This is a genomic window from uncultured Pseudacidovorax sp. (genome assembly GCF_913773995.1).
In the GTDB taxonomy this organism is placed as follows: domain Bacteria; phylum Pseudomonadota; class Gammaproteobacteria; order Burkholderiales; family Burkholderiaceae_C; genus Xenophilus.
The window spans coordinates 1-20683 of sequence record NZ_CAJYES010000017.1 but is presented as its reverse complement, the minus strand read 5'-3'; the positions used below and the strand labels follow the sequence as shown (position 1 = coordinate 20683).

Below are 20683 nucleotides of genomic sequence, written 5' to 3'. Positions count from 1 at the left end.
CGACCAGTGTGCGGCCAGGGCGTCCATGCGGGGCAGGCCGACCCAGTGCGGCTCCAGGCCCGGCAGCGAGGCTTCGACCACCCGGCCCAGGGCATCGAGCACGCGCACGGCGTTGGCGCTCCAGCGGCGGCAGGGCGCGGCGGTGGCGTCCAGCGCCTGGCGAAAGCGCGCGTCACGGACGGTGAAGTACTGGGCGCCGGTGTCGAAGCTGCCGGTGCGGCTGTCCAGGCTGGCCAGCCGCCCGCCGGGCGTGGACGCCTGCTCGAACACCGCCACTTCCAGGCCGGCCTGCACCAGCGTGCGCGCCGCCGCGAGGCCGGCGATGCCGGCGCCCACGATGGCGATGCGGCGGGGTTGGGACTCGGGGCGGGCGGCGTCGGTGAGGGGCATGGCGGCGGGTGGGCGGGCAGCGGGATGGTCGTGCGACTCTAACCGCACCGCAGACGCCCCATGCTGCGCCAACGCAGGGCGACCGGGTTTGTCCCCGGTACGGTCGGGCCGCCGGCCAGTGGCCTCGCCTTCAGCGGCCGCGGTGTTGCGTCAGCAGGGCCTCGCGCGTGCCCGCATGCTCGAACTGCGACAGCCACCACTGCAGCGCCAGGCCCGGCTGGGCGGCACTGCGCACGCGCCATGCGGCATGCATGTTGGTGGTGGGGGCGGCGCGTTCGGTGGGGAGCGCAACCAGGTGCCCGGCCTCCACATAGGGCCGGGCCATCGGCTCCGGCAGGAAGCCGGCACCCAGCCCGTGCAGCTGGGCATGCAGCTTGGCCTGCATGGTGGGCACGGTGAGCACGTCTTGCCCGGCCAGCAGGTTGACGTTCATGCCTTGCGACAGCCGCGCCGAATCGGCGGCGGCGACGGCGCGATGCTGGCGCATCATGGCCTCGGTGACGGGCAGGCTAGTGCGCGTAAGCGGATGGTTCGGTGCCACGGCATAGACGAAGGACAGCTGACCCAGCACACAGCTGCGGATGCCGGTGCCGGTGAAGCCCAGCCCGTCCGCGTCGAGCACCGAGCCGATGGCCAGGTCGGCCTGGCCGCTGGTCAGCGCCTCGATGGTCCCCAGCAGGGTCTCGTCGCGCAGCTTCAGCCGCGTGGGTGGCGCCAGGGCATAGAAGGCGCCCACCAGGTCGTAGAGCGGGTCGCGGGCGATCACGCTGTCGATGGCGATGGTCAGCTGAGGTTCCCAGCCCGTGGCGATGCGGCGCACGCGGTTCGCCACCGCGTCGATCTCGCCCAACAGCCGCACCGCATCGCGCAGCAGTTCGCGGCCCGCCTCGGTCAGTTTGGCCTGGCGGGCGCTGCGGTCGAACAGCAGCACGTCCAGCGCGTCCTCGATCTGCCGCACGCGGTAGGTGAGGGCCGAAGGCACCAGGCCCAGGCTGCGCGCCGCCGCGGCGAAGCTGCCGCGGTCGACCACGGTCTGCAGCATGGCCAGGGCGTCGGGGGTGAGGACTTCGCGGGCAGTGGGCATGCCCGGATTGTCATTCAGAAATTTTGAATGGAGTCTTCAATGCGCTGCGATTTCAAGCCGGGCGGAGCGGCCTAAAGTTCATTCCATCGCGGCGCAGTTCGGTGCCGCCTACCGGGAAGGCCAGCGCAACAGGCGCCACCGCCAGCCCCATTCGAAGGAGTTCAACATCATGCTGCAGATCCGCAAGTCCCAGGAACGTGGCTATGCCGACCATGGCTGGCTCAAGTCCTTTCACAGCTTCTCGTTCGCCGGCTACTACGACCCCGCCTTCATGGGCTGGGGCAACCTGCGGGTGATCAACGAGGACCGCGTGGCCGCCGGCGCCGGCTTCGGCACCCACGGCCACCGCGACATGGAGATCATCAGCTACGTGCTCGACGGCGAGCTGGCCCACAAGGACAGCATGGGCAACGTCGAATCCATCCCGCCCGGCGACGTGCAGCGCATGAGCGCCGGTCGGGGGGTGATGCACAGCGAGTTCAACCACAAGGCTGACCAGACCACGCACTTCCTGCAGATCTGGATCGAGCCGAACGTGCGCGGCATCCCGCCGGGCTATGAGCAGAAGCCGGTCGACGTGGCCGACAAGCGCGGCAAGCTGGCCCTGGTGGCGGCGCCCGAAGGCGAAGCCGCCGCCGTGAGCATGCATGCCGACGCGCGGCTCTATGCCGGCCTGTTCGACGGCGGTGAGACGGCCGAGCTCAAGCTCGACCCGGCCCGCAAGGCCTATGTGCACCTGATCCGCGGTGCGCTGGAGGTCAACGGCCAGCGCCTTCAGGGCGGCGATGCGGCGATGATCGCGGCCGAGTCGCAGCTGAGCCTGGCCGGCGGCCGGGACGCCGAGGTGCTGGTGTTCGACCTGGCGCCTTGATCGCAGAATGAGACGGCCCGCCCTGTGCGGGCCGTTTCTTCATCGATTCCCTTCGCGGTGCCATCCGTCATGCGGCGGCATCGTTCATTGCTTCCAATCTGTCCAAACCGATTTTTCAACGCAAGGAGCTACTTCCATGGCCATCACCCAGACCTCCAACACCACCCCGACCCAGGACGCCGCGGCCCTGGTCGGCCGCGTGCTCATCGCACTGCTGTTCCTGCCCGCCGGCTGGAGCAAGCTCACCGGCTTTGCCGGCACCGTCGGCTATTTCGGCAAGATCGGCGTGCCCATGCCCGAGGTGGCAGCGGTGATCGCCGTGGTGGTCGAACTGCTGGTCTGTCTGCTCTTCCTGGTCGGCTTCAAGACGCGCCTGATGGCCATCATCCTGGCCGTGTTCACCGTCGCCACCGCCTTCCTGGGCCATGCCTTCTGGAACGTGCCCCCCGAAATGGTGATGGCCCAGAAGACCAACTTCTTCAAGAACTTCGCCATTGCCGGCGGCTTCCTGGCCTTCTTTGCCTTCGGCCCCGGCCGTTTCAGCATCGACAAGAAGTGATGCCCGCGGGCCGCGGTGCTGGCGCCACGGCCCATCTTTTTCAATTCCTTTTCTGAACCTGGAACTCCCATGACCGACATCGCCATCGTCTACCACTCCGGCTACGGCCACACCCAGCGCGTCGCCCAGGCCGTCGCAGAAGGCGCCAATGCCGCCGTGATCGCCATCGACGCGGATGGCAACCTGCCCGAAGGCGGCTGGGAAACGCTGGCTGCGGCCAAGCTGATCGTCTTCGGCGCGCCGACCTACATGGGCGCCCCCAGCTGGCAGTTCAAGAAGTTCGCCGACGCTTCCTCCAAGGTCTGGTTCGTCCAGGGCTGGAAGGACAAGCTCTTCGCCGGCTTCACCAACAGCGCCACCATGAACGGCGACAAGTTCGCCACCATCGCCTACTTCTGGCAGCTGGCCATGCAGCATGGCGGCCTGTGGGCTGGCCTGGGCATCGTGCCGAGCAACAAGAAGGAATCCAGCCGCGACTCGCTCAACTACGTCGGTGGCTTCGGTGGCCTGATGACCACCTCGCCCGCGGACGCCAGCCCCGCCGAGATCCCGGCTGGCGACCTGCAGACCGCCCGCGCCTTCGGCGAGCGCCTGCAAGGCGCGTTGAAGCTGCTGGCCTGATCCTTCTTCATCCCCTGCACGCCAACTGAACCGGAGAGCCGCCATGTCCGACCTTCTCACGCTCCATCCGCATGCCAAGGATCTGGGCGGCGGCTTCCAGGTTCGCCGCGTGCTGCCGGCCGCGCAACGCCGCGCGGTCGGCCCCTTCGTCTTCTTCGACCATTTCGGTCCGGCTACCGAGACGCCGGAGGACCAGCACGACGTGCGGCCCCACCCGCACATCGGCCTCGCCACGGTCACCTATCTGTTCGAGGGCGCGATGATGCACCGCGACAGCCTGGGCACCGAACAGGAGATCCGCCCCGGCGCCATCAACTGGATGACCGCGGGCCGCGGCATCGTGCATTCCGAGCGCAAGCCCGAGGCGCTCAAGACCGAGACCTACGTCAACCACGGCCTGCAGCTGTGGTGCGCGCTGCCCCGCGAGCATGAGGAGGTCGAACCCAGCTTCTCGCACACGGCCGTCGCGGACATCCCGGCAACCGTGGTGGACGGCGTGCCCGTCCGCGTGCTGGTGGGCGAGGCCTTCGGCCTGCGCTCGCCGGTGCCCACCTTGATGCCCACGCTCTATCTGGACATCGCCCTGCCGGCCGGCGGTGCCTTCACGCTGCCGCCGCTCGCGCCGCAGATGGCCATCTATGCCGTCGACGGCGACGTGCTGCTGGACGGCGAGCCGCTGCCGCAGCACACCATGGGCGTGCTGCCCGACGAGGATGCCGCCGCGGGCGAGCGAACCTCGGTGCGCATCACGGCCGACGGTGCCCGGCGCCTGGTGGTGGTGGGCGGTGCACCGCTCGACGGCCCGCGCTTCATGAGCTGGAACTTCGTCTCCAGCAGTCGCGAGCGCATCCTGCAGGCCGGTGCGGACTGGGAGGCGCAGCGCATGGGCCATGTGCCTGGCGAGACGGAGTTCATCCCCTTGCCGGACCATCCCTTCAAGACGCAATCGCAGACGAGTGCGGCGGAGCCCGAGGGCAATTCCAAGGCTTGAGCAGGCGGGCAGGTTTGACGACGGGCCGTGGAGCCGCCCGACCTTGCCGCCCTCAACCCTGCTTGATCGGCAGATCCGGGTCCTCGAAGGCCCGTGCGCTCGCATGCGACGAGCGCGCGCTCAGGTCCGGCGCCAGGGCCTCGCGGCCATCGAAGACGAAGCAGTCGCCGCGGTAATGCGCGCCGCCCACTTCCTCGAAGTACTTGAGGATGCCGCCTTCGAGCTGCAGCACGTTGGTCAGCCCCAGCTCGTGCATGTAGATGGCCGCCTTCTCGCAGCGGATGCCGCCGGTGCAGAAGCTCACCACCGTCTTGCCCTCCAGCTGGTCGCGGTGCGCCTGCACCGCCGCCGGGAACTCGCTGAACTTGCCGATGCGCCAGTCGATGGCGTCCTCGAAGGTGCCGTAGTCCACCTCGAAGGCATTGCGGGTGTCCAGCATCACCACCGCCTGGCCGGCGTCGTCGTGCCCCTGGTCCAGCCAGCGGCGCAGCGTGGGCGCGTCCACCGCCGGCGCACGGCCAGCGGAAGGGCGGATGGCCGGATGGTCCATGCGGATGATCTCGCGCTTGTTCTTGACCAGCATGCGGCGGAAGGGCTGGTGGGCGGACCAGCTTTCCTTGGGCGTCAGAGGCGCGAAGCGCGGATCGGTCCGCAGCTCGGCCACGAAGCCGCGCACTGCCTCGGGCGCTCCTGCCAGGAAAAGGTTGATGCCTTCCTCGGCCAGCAGGATGGTGCCCATCAAGCTGAGCGCTTTGCAGCGCTCCAGCAGGTGCGGCCGCAGCGTGTCGCGGTCGTCGATGGGCACGAAAAGATAGGCGGAGATGTTGAGCACGGATTCGGACACGGCGCGGATTGTAGGAAGGCCGGAGTCGCGCGCCGAGCGGCCATCGCCCCGGGGACGCGCGCGGCACAGGGCCGCGTCTGCCTTCAAGGCGCGGCCGTCAGCGACCGCAGGCAGTGCAAGGCCATCGCCACGGCCGCGCTGCGCGAGACGTCGCGGCGCCAGTACATCATCACCGGCGGAGCGCTGCTGAAGCGAATCGGCAGCCGCTTGAGTGTCCCCATCCGCTCGTACATGGCGATGGAGCGCTCGGACGCGATGGTCAGCAGGTCGCTGGTACTCAGCAGCGAGAAGCTGGCGAAGACCGAGTTCGATTGCAGCGCATCCACCGGCAGGCTGCGCCGCGCCAGGCGCAGTTCCTCGTTGATGAGGTGGCGCACCGGCGTGTCGTGGCTGAAGACCACCCAGCGATAGCGGTAGAGGTCGTCCCAGCCCAGCGCTTCGAGCTGGTGCAGCGGATGGTCCTTGCGGGCCACGAAATGCAGGGGCTCGGCGTAGAGCTCCTCGCATTCGACGTGGCGCGTGAGGTACTGCGGCTGGGACCGGCCGACGGCGATGTCCAGTTCGTTGCGGTCCAGCCGCTCCATCAACTGGTCCATCGTGCCCTCGACGATGTCGACCCGCGCGCCGGGCATGGCCTCCAGCAGGGCCAGCACGGCCGCGGGTACGGTCGAGGCAATGGTCGCGCCGGAGCCGCCGATGGCCAGGTAGCCGGTGCTGCCCGCCAGCAGCATCGACATCTCGTCTCGGGCGCGGTCCAGGTCCACGCCGATGCGGCGGGCATGGTCCAGCAGCACTTCGCAGGCGCGGGTCGGCCGCAGACCGCGGGCATGCCGTTCGAACAGCGAGGTGCCGATGTCGGCCTCCAGATCCTTGAGCCATTTGGAGAGAGCCGGCTGCGTCATGTGCAACCGCTCGGCCGAGCGGCTCACGTTCTGCGTCTCCGCCAGGCTCACGAGGATCTGCAGATGCCGCAGCCGCAGGCGGTGGGTCCAGTCCATGGGTATGTCAAAGATCGTATAGAGAAGTGATTTTATTCATTGGATCGTTTATGGATCGCTGCCAATACTGCAGGCGTCATCGAGCGAACAAATCACCAGGAGACAGCACGGATGCGGCTTGCGCAGCACTACATTGACGGCGCCTGGCTACCCTGTGCAGGGGAGCCGGGCATCACCCACGATCCCGCGACGGGCCAGCCGGTCGCCCACTTCGCGCAGGGCACGGCGGCCGACGCCCAGGCGGCCCTCGATGCGGCGCTGCGGGCCTTCGACCGGAGCGCCTGGAAGCACGACGCGCGGCTGCGCGCCGACATCCTGCTGGCGGCCGCCAGTCGCCTCGAGGCGCGCTGCGACGACATTGCCCGCCTTGTCGTGGCGACGAATGGCAAGCTGCTGCGCGAGGCCGTGGGCGAAGTGCGCGCCGCCATTTCCGAGCTGCGCTACTACGCGGGCCTGGCCCGCAACCTGTTCGGTCGCATCGTCGAGATCGAGCCCGGCTGCTTCAGCGAACTTCGCCGCGAGGCCGCCGGGGTGGCGGTGATCATCGTGCCTTGGAACGCGCCCGTGACTCTGCTGGCGCGCTCACTGGGCCCTGCGCTCGCGGCCGGTTGCACGGTGGTGGTCAAGCCTGCCCACCAGACGGCGCTGGTCAGCAACGATGTGCTGGAGACCCTGCTGTGCGACCCGCGCCTGCCCGACGGGGTGGTGAATACCGTGTCGGAGTCAGGCTCGGAGGTGTCGCGTGCCCTGTGCGAGTCGCCCGATGTGAGCGTGATCAGCTTCACCGGCTCCTCGGCGGTGGGCAAGGCCATCGCCAGCGCGACGGCGCGCCACCTCACCCGGCTGTCGCTGGAGCTGGGGGGCAAGGCGCCCGGCATCGTGTTTGCGGACTGCGACGTGGCGCCCACGGTGCGTGGCGTGCTGGCGGGCGGCCTGATCCTGGCCGGCCAGCAATGCACCGCACTTGCCCGGGTCCTCGTGCAGGACACGCTGTACGACCGCTTCGCCGGCGAACTGGCGCAGGTCATGCGCGAGGTGCGGCCGGGACCGGGGCTGGACCCCGCCTCCGGCATGGGACCGCTGATCGACACTGCCAACCGGGACCGGATCCGGGCTCTGGTCGACGGAGCGGGCGCCTCGGCCGAGGTGCTGGTGCGCGGCGAGGTGCCCGGCGGCGAGCGGGCGCAGGGGGCCTTCATCGCGCCCAGCCTCATCGCGGTCGAGGATGTGGGCAGTCCGCTGGTGCAGAACGAGCTCTTCGGGCCCGTCATGGTGATCGAGCGCTTCAAGGACGAGGACGATGCGGTGCTGCGGGCCAACGCCACCCGCTATGGGTTGGCGGCCAGTGTGTGGTCCCGCGACGCCGCCAGGGCCCGCCGCGTGGCCGGCCGGTTGCGCTCGGGCACGGTGTGGCTCAACGCACACAACAAGCTCTTTCCCGAGATCGAGACGGGTGGCGAGCGCGACAGCGGCTATGGCCGCCTCCACGGTGCCGAGGGCATGAACGACTTCCTCGTCACCAAGCATGTCTACCAGGACGTCCGGCCCTGACGCGGCAGCGCTGCCGGCGGCCTCTTCCTTCATCGCATCCACCACCCCCTCATGAATTCACCTGTTGCAACCGTTCCGGGTCTGGCCTGGCCCAGCGTGCGAGACACCCTCTACCGCTTCATGCGCTCGGTGGGCTGCACAAGAATCTTCGGCAATCCCGGCTCCACCGAACTGCCGATGCTGCGCGGCATGCCGGAGGACTTCGAGTACGTGCTCGGCTTGCAGGAGGCCAGCGTGGTGGGCATGGCCGACGGGCATGCCCAGGCCACCGGCAATGCGGCGTTCGTGAACCTGCATTCGGCCGCGGGCGTGGGCAATGCCATGGGCAACATCTACACGGCGTTCAAGAACCAGGCGCCGCTGGTGATCATCGCGGGCCAGCAGTCGCGTGCCATCCAGCCTTTCGATCCCTACCTGCATTCCCGCGCGGCGGCCGAGCTTCCGCGGCCCTATGTGAAGTGGAGCATCGAGCCTGCGCGGGCCGAGGACGTGCCGCTGGCCATCCGCAAGGCCTACCACATCGCCATGCAGCAGCCGCGCGGGCCCGTGCTGGTCTCGGTGCCCGCTGACGACTGGGAGCGGCCCTGCGCGCCGCTGCTGCCAGCCGTCGCCAGCTGCGTTGTGGCACCGGACGCGGCGAGTCTCGAGGAGGCGCGCAGGCTGATCGAGGCCAGTGCGCGCGTCGCGCTCGTGGTGGGCGCCGGCGTGGATCGCGATGGCGCATGGCCCGAGGTGGTGCGGCTGGCCGAGGCCTGCCAGGCCGCGGTGTTCGCGGCGCCGATGGCCGCTCGCGCGGGCTTTCCGGAGTCGCACCCCGCTTTCCAGGGCTTTCTGCCGGCTTCGGCCGCAGCGATCCGCGCGCAGTTGCGCGGGCATGACCTCGTGCTGGTTCTGGGCGCGCCGGCCTTCACCTACCACATCGAGCGCGACACCGAAGGCTCGCACCTGCCCGATGGCGCCGAACTGGTGATGCTGACGGACGATGCCGAGGCCGCTGCGGCCGTGCCGCAGGGCCGGGCCATCCACGGCAACGTCCGCCTTGGCGTGCAGCAACTGCTCCAGGGACTGGCTGGACGGCCGAAGCGGGAAATCGCCAGGCGGCCTGCGCCCGAGCCGGCCCGGGGCACCAGCCCGATCAGCGTGGCCTATGTGCTGCAGACACTGGCGGCACTGCGCGATCCGCACGACATCATCGTGGAAGAGGCACCCACGGCCCGCGTGGTGATGCACCAGTACCTGCCCATCCTGGAGCCTGGCACTTTCTACACCATGGCCAGCGGCGGCCTGGGCTATGGCATGCCGGCGGCCGTCGGCGTGGCGCTGGCGCAGCCCCAGCGGCGCGTCATCTGCTTGATCGGCGACGGCTCCAGCATGTACAGCATCCAGAGCCTCTGGACGGCCGCCCGGCACGGCGCGCGGGTAGTCTTCCTGGTACTCAACAACGGGCGGTATGCGGCGCTCAAGCGCTTTGCCGGCGTCCTGGGCTACGCGGCGGACGAGCGGCTGCCCGGCATCGAACTGCCCGGCATCGATTTCAGCGCGCTGGCGCAGGCGCAGGGCTGCTTCGGCGAAAAGGTCGACCGGTGGGAGCGCATCGAGGCTGTGCTGGCACAGGCCCTGCAGCGGCCAGGCCCCACGCTCATCGACGTGGAGGTGGCCTGACAGCGACTCGACCCCAGCCCGTCACGCTTCGCACGCGCACCGCGGTGCGCTCTTCGACAACCAAAAAGGAGACAAACCCATGAACCCGTTCCTTCGCGCCAGCCGTGCGCCCCGCCTGCTCTTTGCCGCGGTGTGCCTGGCCGCTTCGGCAGCCGCAGCGGCCCAGCAATGGCCACAGAAGCCCGTCACCATCATCGTGGGCTATGCGCCGGGCGGCGCCAACGATGTGATCGCCCGGTTCCTGGCAGAGAAGCTGCAGCCGGTGCTCAAACAGCCGGTGGTGGTGGACAACCGGCCCGGTGTCGCATCGATCGTCGGTGCGCAGGCGGTCGCCCGGTCCAAACCCGATGGCTACACGTTGCTGATGGGCGCCAGCGGGCCGATGGTGTTCAACCACGCGCTCTATTCGTCGCTGCCCTACAAGTCGACCGACTTCGTGCCCATTTCGCTCACCGGAACCTTTCCGCTGGTGCTGATCGTCAACAAGGACGATCCCGCCCGCAACGTCAAGGACCTGGTCGCCGAGTCGGTCCGCAATCCGCAGAACGCCAACTACGGCGCGAGTGCGGCGTCCTTCCGCCTCATCACCGAACTCTTCAACGAAGCCACGGGCGCCAAGTTCGCGCACGTGGGCTACAAGGGCAGCATGGAGTCCGTCACGGCGGTGATGGCCAAGACGGTGTCCATGACCATCATCGACGCTGGGCCGGCCGCCACGGCGATCAACAGTGGCCGCGCCAAGCCGCTGGCCGTGACCGCCGCAGAGCGCATGAAGGAGTACCCCGACGTGCCGACGATGAAGGAGCTGGGCATCGATTCCACCGTCACGCTGTGGAGCGGGCTGTTCGCACCGGCGAACACGCCGCAGCCGGTGGTGGACCGGCTGCATGCCGAGGTGGTGCGGATCATGGCCACGCCGGAGGCCAGGGAGCGGCTGGGTGGGCTGGGCGTCACCGCGGCGTCCTCGCCATCGCCCGCGCAGTTCTCCGAGCAGATCGACGGTGAAATCGCCCGTTGGAAGCAGGTGGCGCAGCGCAGCGGCGTCAAGGCCGACTGAGGAATTGCCGTGGCCACGGTCGCCCATCCCCTCACAAGCGCAGCCCTGTCTTCCCTCAGGCCCGAGGTGCTGCTGCAGACCACACCCTCAGGCCTGAACTGGCCCACGCCACCCGTGTTCGAGGATCCTCTGGCGGCACGCCTGCATCTGCGGCAGCGGCTGGCCGCCGGCTTCCGCATCTTCGCGATGCATGGCTTCGACGCTGGCATCGCCGGCCACATCAGCGCCCGCGATCCGGTTCTTCCGGATCATTTCTGGGTGAATCCGCTGGGCCTGCACTTCAGCCGGATCACCGTGTCGGATCTGGTGCTGATCGACCATGACGGCCGGGTGGTGGAGGGCCGGCATCCGGTCAATGCGGCGGCCTTCTCGATCCATTCGCGCATCCACCGGGCCCGTCCCGACGTGGTGGCCGCGGCGCATTCCCATTCGCGCCACGGGACGGCCTTTGCCTCGCTGGGGCGCCTGCTGCCGCCAACCACGCAGGAGGCCTGTGCCTTCTACGAGGACCATGCGGTGATGCAGGCCTACGGCGGCATCGCCAGCGATGTGAGCGAAGGCGACCTCATCGCTCGGGCGCTGGGGCCGCACAAGGCCGTGATCTGCCGCAACCATGCGCATTTCACCGTCGGCCACTCGGTGGACGAGGCGGTCTTCTGGTTCCTGCGGATGGAGCGGGCCTTCGAGCAGTATCTGCTGGCTGCTGCGGCGGGCACACCGCTGGAGATCGAGCAGGAGACCGCACGCCTGACGGCAAGGCAGGTCGGATCGCACCGGGCTGGCTGGTTCGCGCTGCAGCCGCTGATGGACAAGGTGATGGCGGAACAGCCCGACCTGCTGGGCTGAAGTGACGCCACCGGCCACGTCGACTGCAGGTCCGTGCTCTGGCGCCTGCCGGCCTGTGTGTGACGGGTGGCCGCTCAGCCGGAGGCCGCCACGTTCCTGCGCTGGCGCGCTGCGAGGGCCGCCAGTGCCGCTTCCAGCGAAGGATGGGCGAAGGCGTAGCCCGCCCGCTGCGCCACGGCAGGCACCACCTTCCGGCCGGCCAGCAGCAGGTCGGACATCTCGCCCATGGCCAGGCGCAAGGCCACGCCCGGGACGCGCAGACGTGCCTTGCGCCCGTATGAAGCGGCCAGCGCATGGACGAACTCGGACTGCGTGGGCGTCTGCGGCGCCACCACATTGACCGGCCCGGCCACCTCGTCGTGGGCCAGGGCGAAGCAGGCCAGGCCCACCACGTCGTCCACATGCACCCAGGGCGAGGGCTGCCGACCGTCGCCCAGCACCGCGCCCAGGCCCAGGCGCGCCGCCAGGGCCTGCGGCGGATAGGCGCCGCCGTCGACGCCCAGCACCACGCCGAAGCGCAGACGCACCACACGCACGCCCAGCGCCTCGGCGAGCTGCGCATCGCGTTCGATGGCGACACACAGGTCGGACTGGAACTGCCCGGGCTGCGGCGCCGCACTTTCGTCGCACGGCAGGTCGTCGCCCGTTTCCACCTTGCCATACCAGCCGATGGCCGACGCCACCAGCAGGGCGCGGGGCGGGCGCTCCAGCCGGTGCATCAAGGCCAGCAGCTGCGCGGCCGGCGCGGCGCGGCTGCGCATCAGCTCATCCCGCCGGGTCTGCGTCCAGGGCGGGCCGATCACACGCGCGCCGGCCAGGTGAACGCAGGCGTCGATGCAGGTGTCGGACGCGATGTCGGTCAGTTGGCCAACCACGCGCACCTGCGGCCCCAGCGCCCGGCCGGCGCGCTCTGGGTCGCGGGAAAGCGCGATCACCGCGTGGCCGTCCGCCAGCAGCCGAGGGACGAGATGGCGACCGACGAAGCCGGTGGCGCCGGTGACGAGCAGGGTCTGGGACATGGGCAGACGGCGTTGTGGGAAGAGAGGTGGGGTTGCGCGCAGTGGCCTGGTGCGTCAACCGGCGATCTCGCCGCGGCGGATGGCGGCCGAGCGTTCAGCAATGCGCCGGCGCTCGTCAGCGTCCAGGCGCTGCAGGTTGCGCAACTGCATGGTCATGCGCGGATTGGACGCCAGGCGATCTTCGTGGCGCGCCAGGAAGTCCCAGTACAGCGTGGTGAAGGGGCAGGCATCGTCGCCCAGGCGCTCCGCCGGCTTGAAGCGGCAGCGGCCGCACAGGCTGCCGGCGCTCATGCGCTCGATGTAGCGGCCGGTGGCCACGTAGGGCTTGCTGCCCATCAGCCCGCCGTCGCCGAACTGGCTCATGCCCAGCGTGTTGGGCAACTCCACCCATTCCACCGCATCGACATAGACCGCGAGGTACCAGGCGTGGACCTGCTGTGGCTCGACGCCCAGCAGCAGGGCATAGAGCCCGGTGACCATGAGCCGCTGGATATGGTGCGCATAACCGTGCTCCAGCGTCTGCCGGATGGCGTCGGCCAGGCAGGCCATGGGCGTGTCGCCAGTCCAGTAGAAGGCGGGCAGCGGCTCCCTGGCCTGAAGGGCGTTGAGCTCCAGGTAACGGGGCATGCGTGTCCAGTAGATGCCGCGCACGTATTCGCGCCAGCCCAGGATCTGGCGGATGAAGCCTTCGGCGCTGGCCAGCGGCACATGGCCAGCGCGGTACGCCTTCTCGACGGCCTCGACCACTTCTCGCGGATGGAGCAGCTTGAGGTTCATCGCGGCCGACAGCCGCGAATGCCATAGCCAGGGCTCGCCCGGCCACATGGCGTCCTGCCAGTGGCCGAAATCGGCCAGGCGGTGGCGCACGAAATCATCCAGCGCCTCGACGGCCTGGGCACGGGTGACCGGCCAGGCGAAGTTGGCCAGATTTCCGGGCCGGTCGGCGAAGCGCTCGGCCACCAGGTCGAGCACGCCCTGAGTGAGCGGGTCGGGTCGGAAGGCCGGCGCCGCGGGCACCAGGCCCGGACCGGCCTTCCCGAAGGCGGCGCGGTTCTCGGCGTCGTAGTTCCACTGGCCGCCGACGGGCTCGTCGCCATCCATCAGCACGCCGTGGCGTCGGCGTTGCTCGCGGTAGAAGAACTCCATGCGCAGTTGCCGCCGGCCCCGTGCATGCGCGGCGAATTCGCGGACGGTGCAGAAGAAATGTCGGTCTTCGCGGACTTCCAGCGGCACGCCTTCGGCGGCAGCCACCGCCTGGAACGCCTTGAGCACCCGGTGCTCGCCCGGTGCAGTCATCACCAGCCCTTGCGGCCGGTGCGTGCGGATGGCCAGTTCGAGCTCGGCTGCCAGGCTGCCGCGATTGCCTTTCCCGTCGAGGCGGGTGTAGTGCACCGTCCGGCCGGCTTCGACCAGCGCATGCGCGAAATGGCGCATGGCGGCCAGGAAGATGGCAATGCGCGGCTGGATCGACCAGACATGGCTGGCCTCGTCGTCCACCTCGGCCATCCAGACGACGTCCTGACTCGGATCGAAGCCGTCGAAACCGCTGGCCGCCAGGTCGAGCTGGTCGCCCAGTATCAGCACCAGGTGGCGCAGCGTCACCGCGGCGCCTCCGCACGGCGACGCCGGCAGGCCTCGGAGCAGTAGCGCACCTCGTCCCAGTTGCGGGCCCAGGCCTTGCGCCACGTCATCGGCCGGCCGCAGACGGCGCAGGGCTTGGCGGGCAGGGCGGACTTGTTGCCCTTGAAAGCTCGGGGCTCGGTCATGGGAAGTGCAGCACGGTTCGCGGGGAGCGGGTGTTCTGGCCTTACGCAGTTCAAGGCCGGCCCGATCACTGTCGACCTTGCGGGCCGGGGGGCTTTTTACAATCGGGCGAATGTTCGTTCATCTGCGCCTGCACACCGAGTTTTCCGTCGTCGACGGCACCACCCGCATCGACGAAGTCGTCAAGGCAGCCGCCAAGGACGGCCAGCCCGCCCTGGCCATCACCGACCTCAACAACCTCTTCGGCGGCGTCAAGTTTTACAAGCAGGCCCGGGGCAAGGGCGTCAAGCCGCTGCTGGGCTGTGAAGTGGCCATGGAAGGCCTGGACGCCGACGCGCCGCCCTCGCGCGTCGTTCTGCTGGTGCAAAGCCGCGAGGGCTACCTCAACCTGTGCGAACTGCTGGCCCGCGGCTGGACCCAGAACGTGGGTCGGGGCGAAGGCCAGGCGAAGGCCAAATGGGCCTGGCTGGAGGAGCTCAACGGCGGGCTGATCCTGCTGTCTGGCGCTCAGGCCGGCCCGTTGGGCGCGCCGCTGGCTGCTGGCAACGACGAGCGCGCGCGCGAGGTGGCGCTGCGCCTGGCCGGCATGTTTCCGCACCGCTTCTACCTGGAGGTGCAACGTGCCGGCCGGCCCGAGGACGAGCCGCATGTCGTGGCTGCCGTCAAGCTGGCAGCGCGCCTGTCGCTGCCGGTGGTGGCCACGCACCCGGTGCAGTTCCTGGAGCCCGACGAATTCGAAGCCCACGAGGCCCGCGTCTGCATCTCCGAAGGCGAGATCCTGGGCAACCAGCGCCGCGTGCGCCGCTTCACCCGCGAGCAGTACTTCAAGAGCGCCGAGCAGATGTGCGCGCTCTTCGCCGACATCCCCAGCGCCATCGCCAACACGGTGGAGATCGCCCGCCGCTGCAACCTGACGCTGGTGCTGGGCAAGCCGCGGCTGCCGGACTTTCCGACGCCCGGCGGCGTGCCGATGGAGGAGTTCTTCCGCCTGGCCTCCTTCGAGGGCCTGGAAGAGCGCCTGGCGCACCTGTATCCCGACGTGGCCAAGCGCGACAGGCAGCGCCCGCGCTACGTGGAGCGGCTGGAGTTCGAGATCGGCACCATCCTCAAGATGGGCTTCCCGGGCTACTTCCTGATCGTGGGCGATTTCATCAACTGGGCTAAGAACAACGGCTGCCCGGTGGGCCCCGGCCGGGGTTCGGGTGCCGGCTCGCTGGTGGCCTATGCGCTCAAGATCACGGACCTGGACCCACTCGAATACAACCTGCTGTTCGAGCGCTTCCTGAACCCGGAGCGGGTGTCGATGCCCGACTTCGACATCGACTTCTGCCAGGGCAACCGCGACCGCGTCATCGAATACGTCAAGCAGAAGTACGGCCGCAACGCCGTGAGCCAGATCGCGACCTTCGGCACCATGGCCGCCCGCGCCGCCATCCGCGACGTGGGCCGCGTGATGGACATGAGCTACAACTTCTGCGACGGCATCAGCAAGCTCATTCCCAACAAGCCGGGCAAGCCGGTCACGCTGCAGTACCCGCCCAAGGACCTGTCCGAGGCGGACAAGGAGAAGTACGCCATCGCCGCCGAGCCGCAACTGGCCGAGCGCATCGAGAAGGAAGAAGAGGTCAAGACCGTCGTCGAGATGGCGCAGAAGCTCGAAGGCATGACGCGCAACATCGGCATGCACGCTGGCGGCGTGCTGATCGCGCCGGGCAAGCTCACCGACTTCTGCCCGCTCTACCAGCAGCCGGGCAGCGAATCGGCGGTGAGCCAGTACGACAAGGACGACGTGGAGGCCATCGGCCTGGTCAAGTTCGACTTCCTGGGCCTGGCCACGCTCACCATCCTGGAGATCGCGCGCGAGTTCATCGTGCAGCGCCACAAGGGCCAGGAAGGCTTTGCCTACGAGAACATCGCGCTGGACGACAAGCCGACGTACCGGCTGTTCCAGGAAGGCAAGACCGAGGCCGTGTTCCAGTTCGAATCCCGCGGCATGCAGGGCATGCTGCGCGATGCGCGGCCGACGCGGCTGGAAGACCTGATCGCCCTGAACGCGCTGTACCGCCCGGGCCCGATGGACCTGATCCCCAGCTTCGTGGCCCGCAAGCATGGCCGCGAAGAGGTGGAGTACCCGCACCCGGCCGTGGCCGAGATGCTCTCCGAGACCTACGGGATCATGGTCTACCAGGAGCAGGTGATGCAGACGGCGCAGATCCTGGGCGGCTACTCGCTCGGCGGCGCCGACCTGCTGCGCCGGGCCATGGGCAAGAAGAAGGCCGAGGAAATGGCCGAGCACCGCGAGAAGTTCCGCGCCGGTGCGCTCGCGACTCACGGCATTCCGCAGGAGAAGGCCGACGAGATCTTCGACCTGATGGAGAAGTTCGCGGGCTACGGCTTCAACAAGTCGCACGCAGCCGCCTACTCGCTGCTTGCGTACCACACGGGCTGGCTCAAGGTCCATTACACGGCCGAGTTCTACTGCGCCAACATGACGGTGGAAATGGACAACACCGACAAGCTCAAGGTGCTGTTCGAGGACGCGGTCAAGAACTTCGGCATCAGCTTCGAGCCGCCGGACGTCAACCGCGGCCGCTACCGCTTCGAGCCGGTCAGCGACAAGGTGATCCGCTACGGCCTGGGCGCCGTCAAGGGCACCGGTCAGCTGGCCATCGAGGGCATCGTCAAGGCGCGCGAGGAGGGCGGATCTTTCCAGAGCCTGTTCGACTTCTGCGCCCGCGTGGACCGCCAGCGCATGAACAAGCGCACCGTGGAGGCGCTCATCAAGGCCGGCGCCTTCGACACCCTGCATGCCGACCGTGCTGCGCTGGTCGCCTCGCTCGACCGCGCTTTCGACTATGCCGCCGCGCAGGAGGCGAATGCCAACCAGGGCGGCCTGTTCGACATGATGGACGATGGCCCCGGCTGCAGCACCGAGGCGCCGCCGCTGGCGGAGGTCACCCCCTGGGGCGTGAAGGAGCGCCTGACCCACGAGAAGACCGCCATCGGCTTCTACCTCTCGGGCCACCTGTTCGACGAGGTCTCGCGCGAGGTTCGCCAGTTCGTGCGACGGCAGATCGACGAGCTGATCGACAGCCGCGAGCCGCAGATGATCGCCGGCATCGTCAGCGGCCTGCGGGTCATCAGCGGCCAGCGCGGGCGCCTGGCCATCTTCGCGCTCGACGACAAGAGCGCCACCATCGAGGCTGTCGCCGACGAGGCGGTGCTGGACGCCGCGCGCAACCTGCTCAAGGAAGACGAGCTGGTGATCGTGAGCGGCCGGCTGCAGCCGGGCCGGGGCGGCTTCGAGCCGCGTTTCAACGTGCAGCAGGTGTGGGACCTGGCCACCGCCCGCTGCCGCTTCGGCAAGTACCTGCGCGTCGCCGTCAACGGCAAGCTGCCGGACATCGCCCGCATCGTGCGCGACCATCCCGCCAAGGTGGAGGCGACGGAGCAGGGCGATGTGCACCGCGGCCTGCCGGTGCGACTGGCGCTCAAGCGCGCAGGTGCTCAGGTGGAACTGCAGCTGGGTGAATCGGCGCGCTTCTTCCCGGTCGATGCGGCGCTCGCCAGCTGGATGGCGCAGGCCGAAGCGGGGCAGGCGGCCATCGTCTACGAATCGGCCTGAACGCAATCACCATGAGCACCGCATTGCGCACGCTGTATCCCGCCATCGAACCCTACGCCACCGGCATGCTGGACGCGGGTGACGGGCATCACGTCTACTGGGAGCGCTGCGGCACGCCCGGCGCCACGCCGGTGGTCTTCCTGCACGGCGGTCCGGGCGGCGGCATCTCGCCTGCCCATCGCCGCCTGTTCGATCCGGCGCGCTATGACGTGCTGCTCTTCGACCAGCGCGGCTGCGGCCAGTCGACGCCCCACGCGAGCCTGGAGGCCAACACCACCTGGCACCTGGTCGCCGACATCGAGCGGCTGCGGGAGGAGATCGTGGGCGTGCCGCGCTGGCAAGTCTTCGGCGGCTCCTGGGGCTCCTCGCTGGCGCTGGCCTATGCCGAGACACACCCGCAGCGGGTCAGCGCGCTGGTGCTGCGCGGCGTCTACACCGTCACGAAGGCCGAACTGCAGTGGTACTACCAGTTCGGCGTCTCCGAGATGTTTCCGGACAAGTGGGAAGGCTTCCAGGCGCCCATTCCGGCCGAGGAGCGGCACGACATGATCGCGGCCTATCGCCGCCGACTGGTGGGCGATGACGAGGCCGCCAGGCTGGCCTGCGCCCAGGCCTGGACGATCTGGGAGGGCGAGACCATTACGCTGCTGCCCGATGCGGCCTTCAGCGAACCCTTCCGCGATCCGCATTTCGCGTTGGCCTTCGCGCGCATCGAGAACCACTATTTCGTGCACGGCGCCTGGCTGGAAGAGGGCCAATTGCTGCGCGATGCGCACCGGCTGAACGGCATCCCGGGCGCCATCGTCCACGGTCGCTACGACATGCCCTGTCCGATGCGCTATGCCTGGTCGCTGCATCAGGCGTGGCCTGAGGCCAACTTCCACCTGATCGAAGGCGCGGGTCATGCGTATTCGGAGCCCGGCATCCTCGACGCGCTGATCCGGGAGACCGACCGGCTGGCGGATCGACGCTGATGTCGGCCGGTGAGGTCGCACGTCGCCAGGACCTGGCGAGACCCGGCGCTGCGCCGGCCGCCTCGCCCCGCGCGGCCTTCGCGCAACTGCTGGCCGACATCGAGACTGCCCGCACACGGCTGGCCGAGTGGCAGGCGCTTGCCGAGCGGCTTGGCGCGCAGTACGCGCGCGAGGTGGCGCCCCTACACGACGCCTATGACGCATTGCGGGCCGAGCTGGTCGAGCGGCTCGACGCGCTCGCTTCCAGCGGGGAGCGCCTGTCGCATCCCGAGCGGATGCGGCTGCACGGGCTGATCGCGCAACTGGCCGGCGAGCTGGAGGACACGGGCCATGTGGCGCGGCGTACGGCGATGCAGCGCCTGCGGGCCTATTACGCGCCCGATGCCTCCGAGGGAAGTGCAGGCGACGCACAGGTTGGCCGACGCGTGCGCTCGTCTGGCGACGCACCCGCTGACCATGCAGAGGCCCACACCCCGCCGGACGACGACCCGGCCACAGTCGCCGACCGCGCCGAAGCCCAGGCCCGCGCCGCAGCCGACCAGGCCGAAGCCGCCCGTGCCGCCCACCGGGCGCGCCGCACGCGCCAGGCCAAGGAGCGTGCGGCCCAGGCCGAAGCGCGCGATACGGCCGTTCCGCTGCGCGAGGTCTACCGTCGCCTCGCGAGCCAGCTCCATCCTGACCGCGAGCCCGACCCCGCCGAGCGCGAGCGCAAGACCACGCTCATGCAGCGCGCCAACCGCGCCTATGAGGCGGGTCAGCTGCTCGAACTGCTGGAGATCCAGCAGGTGCTGGCGAGTGCGGAATCCAGCCGCCTGGCCCAAATGAACGATGAGGCCATCGCCCGCTACAACCGCCTGCTCGAAAGCCAGCTCGCCGACCTGCAAACCCAGTGGCGGGCCGGACAGCTGCGGCTGGCGGCGGCCTTCGGGCTGCCGTCGCATCCCACGCTCACGGCCGCCAGCTTCGAGGCGGACCTGCGGTCGCGCAAGCATTCCCTCGTCGCGGCCCAGAAGGGGCTGCAGCAATTCCTGCGGGCACTGGAAGCGCCGGGCGCGCTGCGCGAGTGGCTGCGGCAGGAAAGCGCCTCGGAGCGGGAAGAAGTGGCGGCGACCAAGCCGTCGCGCCGGGCTCGCCGCTGAACCGGCGAGCCCGCGGACTCAGAAATCCTTGGGGCGCATGACGATGATGGGGAAGGGCGAAGGCACTCGTCCATCCGTGTCGCGCGGCATGACCTCGGCGCGCTGGACGGCACGCACCGCGGCATCGTCCCACGACGGGTTGCCGCTGGACTTGGTGATGCGCGGTGTGCCCACGATGGTGCCATCCGGCGAGGTCTGGATCTGGATCTCGACGGCCGGGTTGCCCGGCACCGAGTTGGGGTCGAAGACCACATTGCGCTTGATCAGCGCGGCCACGCGGCCCAGGTAGCCGGCGGACACACCGCCGCTGCCATTGCCCTTGCCCGAGCGCGGCCCGCTGGACTGGTCGGCACCGCCGTTGGCCTGACCCAGCATGCGCCGGATGTTGTCCTGACGCTCCTTTTCGAGCGCGGCGGCGCGGGCCGCGGCCGCTTCCTTGGCCTGCTTGTCGGCGGCGGCCTTTGCGGCTGCCGCGGCCTTCTGCGCCGCGGCCTTGTCGGCCGCAGCCTTCTCGGCCTGCTCCTGCTTCTTCTGATCGGCCAGGCGCTGCTGCTCCTTCTGGCGGCGTTCTTCTTCCTGCTCGCGCTTGCGGGCTTCCTGCTCCTTGCGGTCCTGCTCGGCCTTGCGCTGGGCTTCCTGCTGGCGCTTCTTCTCGGCCTGGCGTTGCTCCTCGTCGCGCTGGGCCTGC

Annotated in this window: 19 protein-coding genes; 11 read left to right on the top strand and 8 right to left on the bottom strand. The window is 69.3% G+C overall.

The window, feature by feature from the left end; translation table 11 throughout:
• Window positions 1–390, bottom strand: a 390-nt coding sequence (locus tag QZ772_RS01530) for an FAD-dependent oxidoreductase (protein ID WP_295522358.1), incomplete at its 3' end; no start/stop codon positions are given.
• A 130-nt stretch (window positions 391–520) separates the two neighbouring features.
• On the bottom strand, window positions 521–1474 hold the full coding sequence (locus tag QZ772_RS01525) for a LysR family transcriptional regulator (RefSeq protein WP_295522356.1): 954 nt from the start codon (window positions 1472–1474) through the stop codon (window positions 521–523).
• Between the two features lie 169 nt (window positions 1475–1643).
• Here QZ772_RS01525 and QZ772_RS01520 point away from each other — a divergent pair, with 169 nt between their 5' ends.
• The 4 genes from QZ772_RS01520 (at window position 1644) to QZ772_RS01505 (ending at window position 4516) form a co-directional block, all read left to right on the top strand.
• Window positions 1644–2345: a pirin family protein gene (locus QZ772_RS01520; protein ID WP_295522354.1), complete on the top strand. Its 702-nt coding sequence runs from the start codon at window positions 1644–1646 to the stop codon at window positions 2343–2345.
• A 136-nt stretch (window positions 2346–2481) separates the two neighbouring features.
• The gene (locus QZ772_RS01515) at window positions 2482–2904 is read left to right on the top strand and encodes a DoxX family protein (protein WP_294369404.1); all 423 of its coding nucleotides are present in this window, start codon (window positions 2482–2484) and stop codon (window positions 2902–2904) included.
• A 69-nt stretch (window positions 2905–2973) separates the two neighbouring features.
• On the top strand, window positions 2974–3525 hold the full coding sequence (locus QZ772_RS01510) for a flavodoxin family protein (RefSeq protein ID WP_294369401.1): 552 nt from the start codon (window positions 2974–2976) through the stop codon (window positions 3523–3525).
• 43 nt (window positions 3526–3568) lie between these two features.
• On the top strand, window positions 3569–4516 hold the full coding sequence (locus QZ772_RS01505) for a pirin family protein (RefSeq protein WP_295522351.1): 948 nt from the start codon (window positions 3569–3571) through the stop codon (window positions 4514–4516).
• A gap of 52 nt (window positions 4517–4568) precedes the next feature.
• Here the strand turns inward: QZ772_RS01505 and QZ772_RS01500 are convergent, their stop codons facing one another.
• Together QZ772_RS01500 and QZ772_RS01495 are read right to left on the bottom strand one after the other, a co-directional pair.
• A complete protein-coding gene (locus QZ772_RS01500) occupies window positions 4569–5369 on the bottom strand; it encodes a sulfurtransferase (protein WP_295522362.1) in 801 nt (266 codons plus the stop codon).
• 74 nt (window positions 5370–5443) lie between these two features.
• Window positions 5444–6358, bottom strand: a complete 915-nt coding sequence (locus QZ772_RS01495) for a LysR substrate-binding domain-containing protein (RefSeq protein WP_295522349.1) — start codon at window positions 6356–6358, stop codon at window positions 5444–5446.
• A gap of 111 nt (window positions 6359–6469) precedes the next feature.
• Between QZ772_RS01495 and QZ772_RS01490 the strand changes: the two genes are divergently transcribed.
• The 4 genes from QZ772_RS01490 (at window position 6470) to QZ772_RS01475 (ending at window position 11474) form a co-directional block, all read left to right on the top strand.
• Window positions 6470–7909, top strand: coding sequence for an aldehyde dehydrogenase family protein (locus QZ772_RS01490; RefSeq protein WP_295522347.1), 1440 nt, complete (start codon window positions 6470–6472; stop codon window positions 7907–7909).
• Window positions 7910–7960: 51 nt separating this feature from the next.
• On the top strand, window positions 7961–9571 hold the full coding sequence (gene mdlC, locus QZ772_RS01485) for a benzoylformate decarboxylase (RefSeq protein WP_295522345.1): 1611 nt from the start codon (window positions 7961–7963) through the stop codon (window positions 9569–9571).
• Between the two features lie 79 nt (window positions 9572–9650).
• On the top strand, window positions 9651–10628 hold the full coding sequence (locus QZ772_RS01480) for a tripartite tricarboxylate transporter substrate binding protein (protein ID WP_295522343.1): 978 nt from the start codon (window positions 9651–9653) through the stop codon (window positions 10626–10628).
• A 9-nt stretch (window positions 10629–10637) separates the two neighbouring features.
• Window positions 10638–11474 (top strand): class II aldolase/adducin family protein, encoded by an 837-nt coding sequence (locus QZ772_RS01475; RefSeq protein WP_295522341.1) that lies wholly within the window; start codon window positions 10638–10640, stop codon window positions 11472–11474.
• A 74-nt stretch (window positions 11475–11548) separates the two neighbouring features.
• Here the strand turns inward: QZ772_RS01475 and QZ772_RS01470 are convergent, their stop codons facing one another.
• The 3 genes from QZ772_RS01470 to QZ772_RS01460 are packed head-to-tail and all read right to left on the bottom strand — an operon-like array spanning window position 11549 to window position 14259.
• A complete protein-coding gene (locus tag QZ772_RS01470; RefSeq protein ID WP_295522339.1) occupies window positions 11549–12493 on the bottom strand; it encodes a TIGR01777 family oxidoreductase in 945 nt (314 codons plus the stop codon).
• Window positions 12494–12547: 54 nt separating this feature from the next.
• Window positions 12548–14089 carry a cryptochrome/photolyase family protein gene (locus QZ772_RS01465; protein ID WP_295522360.1) on the bottom strand — a complete coding sequence of 514 codons (1542 nt, stop codon included), beginning with the start codon at window positions 14087–14089 and terminating at the stop codon, window positions 12548–12550.
• 2 nt (window positions 14090–14091) lie between these two features.
• Window positions 14092–14259 (bottom strand): DUF2256 domain-containing protein, encoded by a 168-nt coding sequence (locus tag QZ772_RS01460; protein WP_295522337.1) that lies wholly within the window; start codon window positions 14257–14259, stop codon window positions 14092–14094.
• A 110-nt stretch (window positions 14260–14369) separates the two neighbouring features.
• Here QZ772_RS01460 and dnaE point away from each other — a divergent pair, with 110 nt between their 5' ends.
• Genes dnaE through QZ772_RS01445 form a run of 3 tightly spaced genes read left to right on the top strand, consistent with a single transcriptional unit; the run spans window position 14370 to window position 19995 of the window.
• Window positions 14370–17882, top strand: a complete 3513-nt coding sequence (gene dnaE / locus QZ772_RS01455) for a DNA polymerase III subunit alpha (RefSeq protein WP_295522335.1) — start codon at window positions 14370–14372, stop codon at window positions 17880–17882.
• A gap of 11 nt (window positions 17883–17893) precedes the next feature.
• On the top strand, window positions 17894–18856 hold the full coding sequence (pip, locus tag QZ772_RS01450; RefSeq protein ID WP_295522333.1) for a prolyl aminopeptidase: 963 nt from the start codon (window positions 17894–17896) through the stop codon (window positions 18854–18856).
• On the top strand, window positions 18856–19995 hold the full coding sequence (locus tag QZ772_RS01445) for a J domain-containing protein (protein ID WP_295522332.1): 1140 nt from the start codon (window positions 18856–18858) through the stop codon (window positions 19993–19995). Before pip ends, QZ772_RS01445 begins: the two co-directional genes overlap by 1 nt.
• An 18-nt stretch (window positions 19996–20013) precedes the next feature.
• On the opposite strand, the gene tolA is transcribed toward QZ772_RS01445, so the two are convergent.
• Window positions 20014–20683: cell envelope integrity protein TolA (gene tolA, locus QZ772_RS01440; protein WP_295522330.1), on the bottom strand; the 670-nt coding region annotated here is incomplete at its 5' end.

What these genes read in the sequence shown, in the direction of transcription:
- QZ772_RS01470 (WP_295522339.1), bottom strand. Translation starts at nt 12,493, where the DNA reads ATGTCCCAGACCCTGCTCGTCACCGGCGCCACCGGCTTCGTCGGTCGC.
- dnaE (WP_295522335.1), top strand. Translation starts at nt 14,370, where the DNA reads ATGTTCGTTCATCTGCGCCTGCACACCGAGTTTTCCGTCGTCGACGGC.
- QZ772_RS01460 (WP_295522337.1), bottom strand. Translation starts at nt 14,259, where the DNA reads ATGACCGAGCCCCGAGCTTTCAAGGGCAACAAGTCCGCCCTGCCCGCC.
- QZ772_RS01480 (WP_295522343.1), top strand. Translation starts at nt 9,651, where the DNA reads ATGAACCCGTTCCTTCGCGCCAGCCGTGCGCCCCGCCTGCTCTTTGCC.
- QZ772_RS01515 (WP_294369404.1), top strand. Translation starts at nt 2,482, where the DNA reads ATGGCCATCACCCAGACCTCCAACACCACCCCGACCCAGGACGCCGCG.
- QZ772_RS01510 (WP_294369401.1), top strand. Translation starts at nt 2,974, where the DNA reads ATGACCGACATCGCCATCGTCTACCACTCCGGCTACGGCCACACCCAG.
- QZ772_RS01445 (WP_295522332.1), top strand. Translation starts at nt 18,856, where the DNA reads ATGTCGGCCGGTGAGGTCGCACGTCGCCAGGACCTGGCGAGACCCGGC.
- QZ772_RS01490 (WP_295522347.1), top strand. Translation starts at nt 6,470, where the DNA reads ATGCGGCTTGCGCAGCACTACATTGACGGCGCCTGGCTACCCTGTGCA.
- QZ772_RS01520 (WP_295522354.1), top strand. Translation starts at nt 1,644, where the DNA reads ATGCTGCAGATCCGCAAGTCCCAGGAACGTGGCTATGCCGACCATGGC.
- QZ772_RS01505 (WP_295522351.1), top strand. Translation starts at nt 3,569, where the DNA reads ATGTCCGACCTTCTCACGCTCCATCCGCATGCCAAGGATCTGGGCGGC.
- pip (WP_295522333.1), top strand. Translation starts at nt 17,894, where the DNA reads ATGAGCACCGCATTGCGCACGCTGTATCCCGCCATCGAACCCTACGCC.
- mdlC (WP_295522345.1), top strand. Translation starts at nt 7,961, where the DNA reads ATGAATTCACCTGTTGCAACCGTTCCGGGTCTGGCCTGGCCCAGCGTG.
- QZ772_RS01525 (WP_295522356.1), bottom strand. Translation starts at nt 1,474, where the DNA reads ATGCCCACTGCCCGCGAAGTCCTCACCCCCGACGCCCTGGCCATGCTG.
- QZ772_RS01495 (WP_295522349.1), bottom strand. Translation starts at nt 6,358, where the DNA reads ATGGACTGGACCCACCGCCTGCGGCTGCGGCATCTGCAGATCCTCGTG.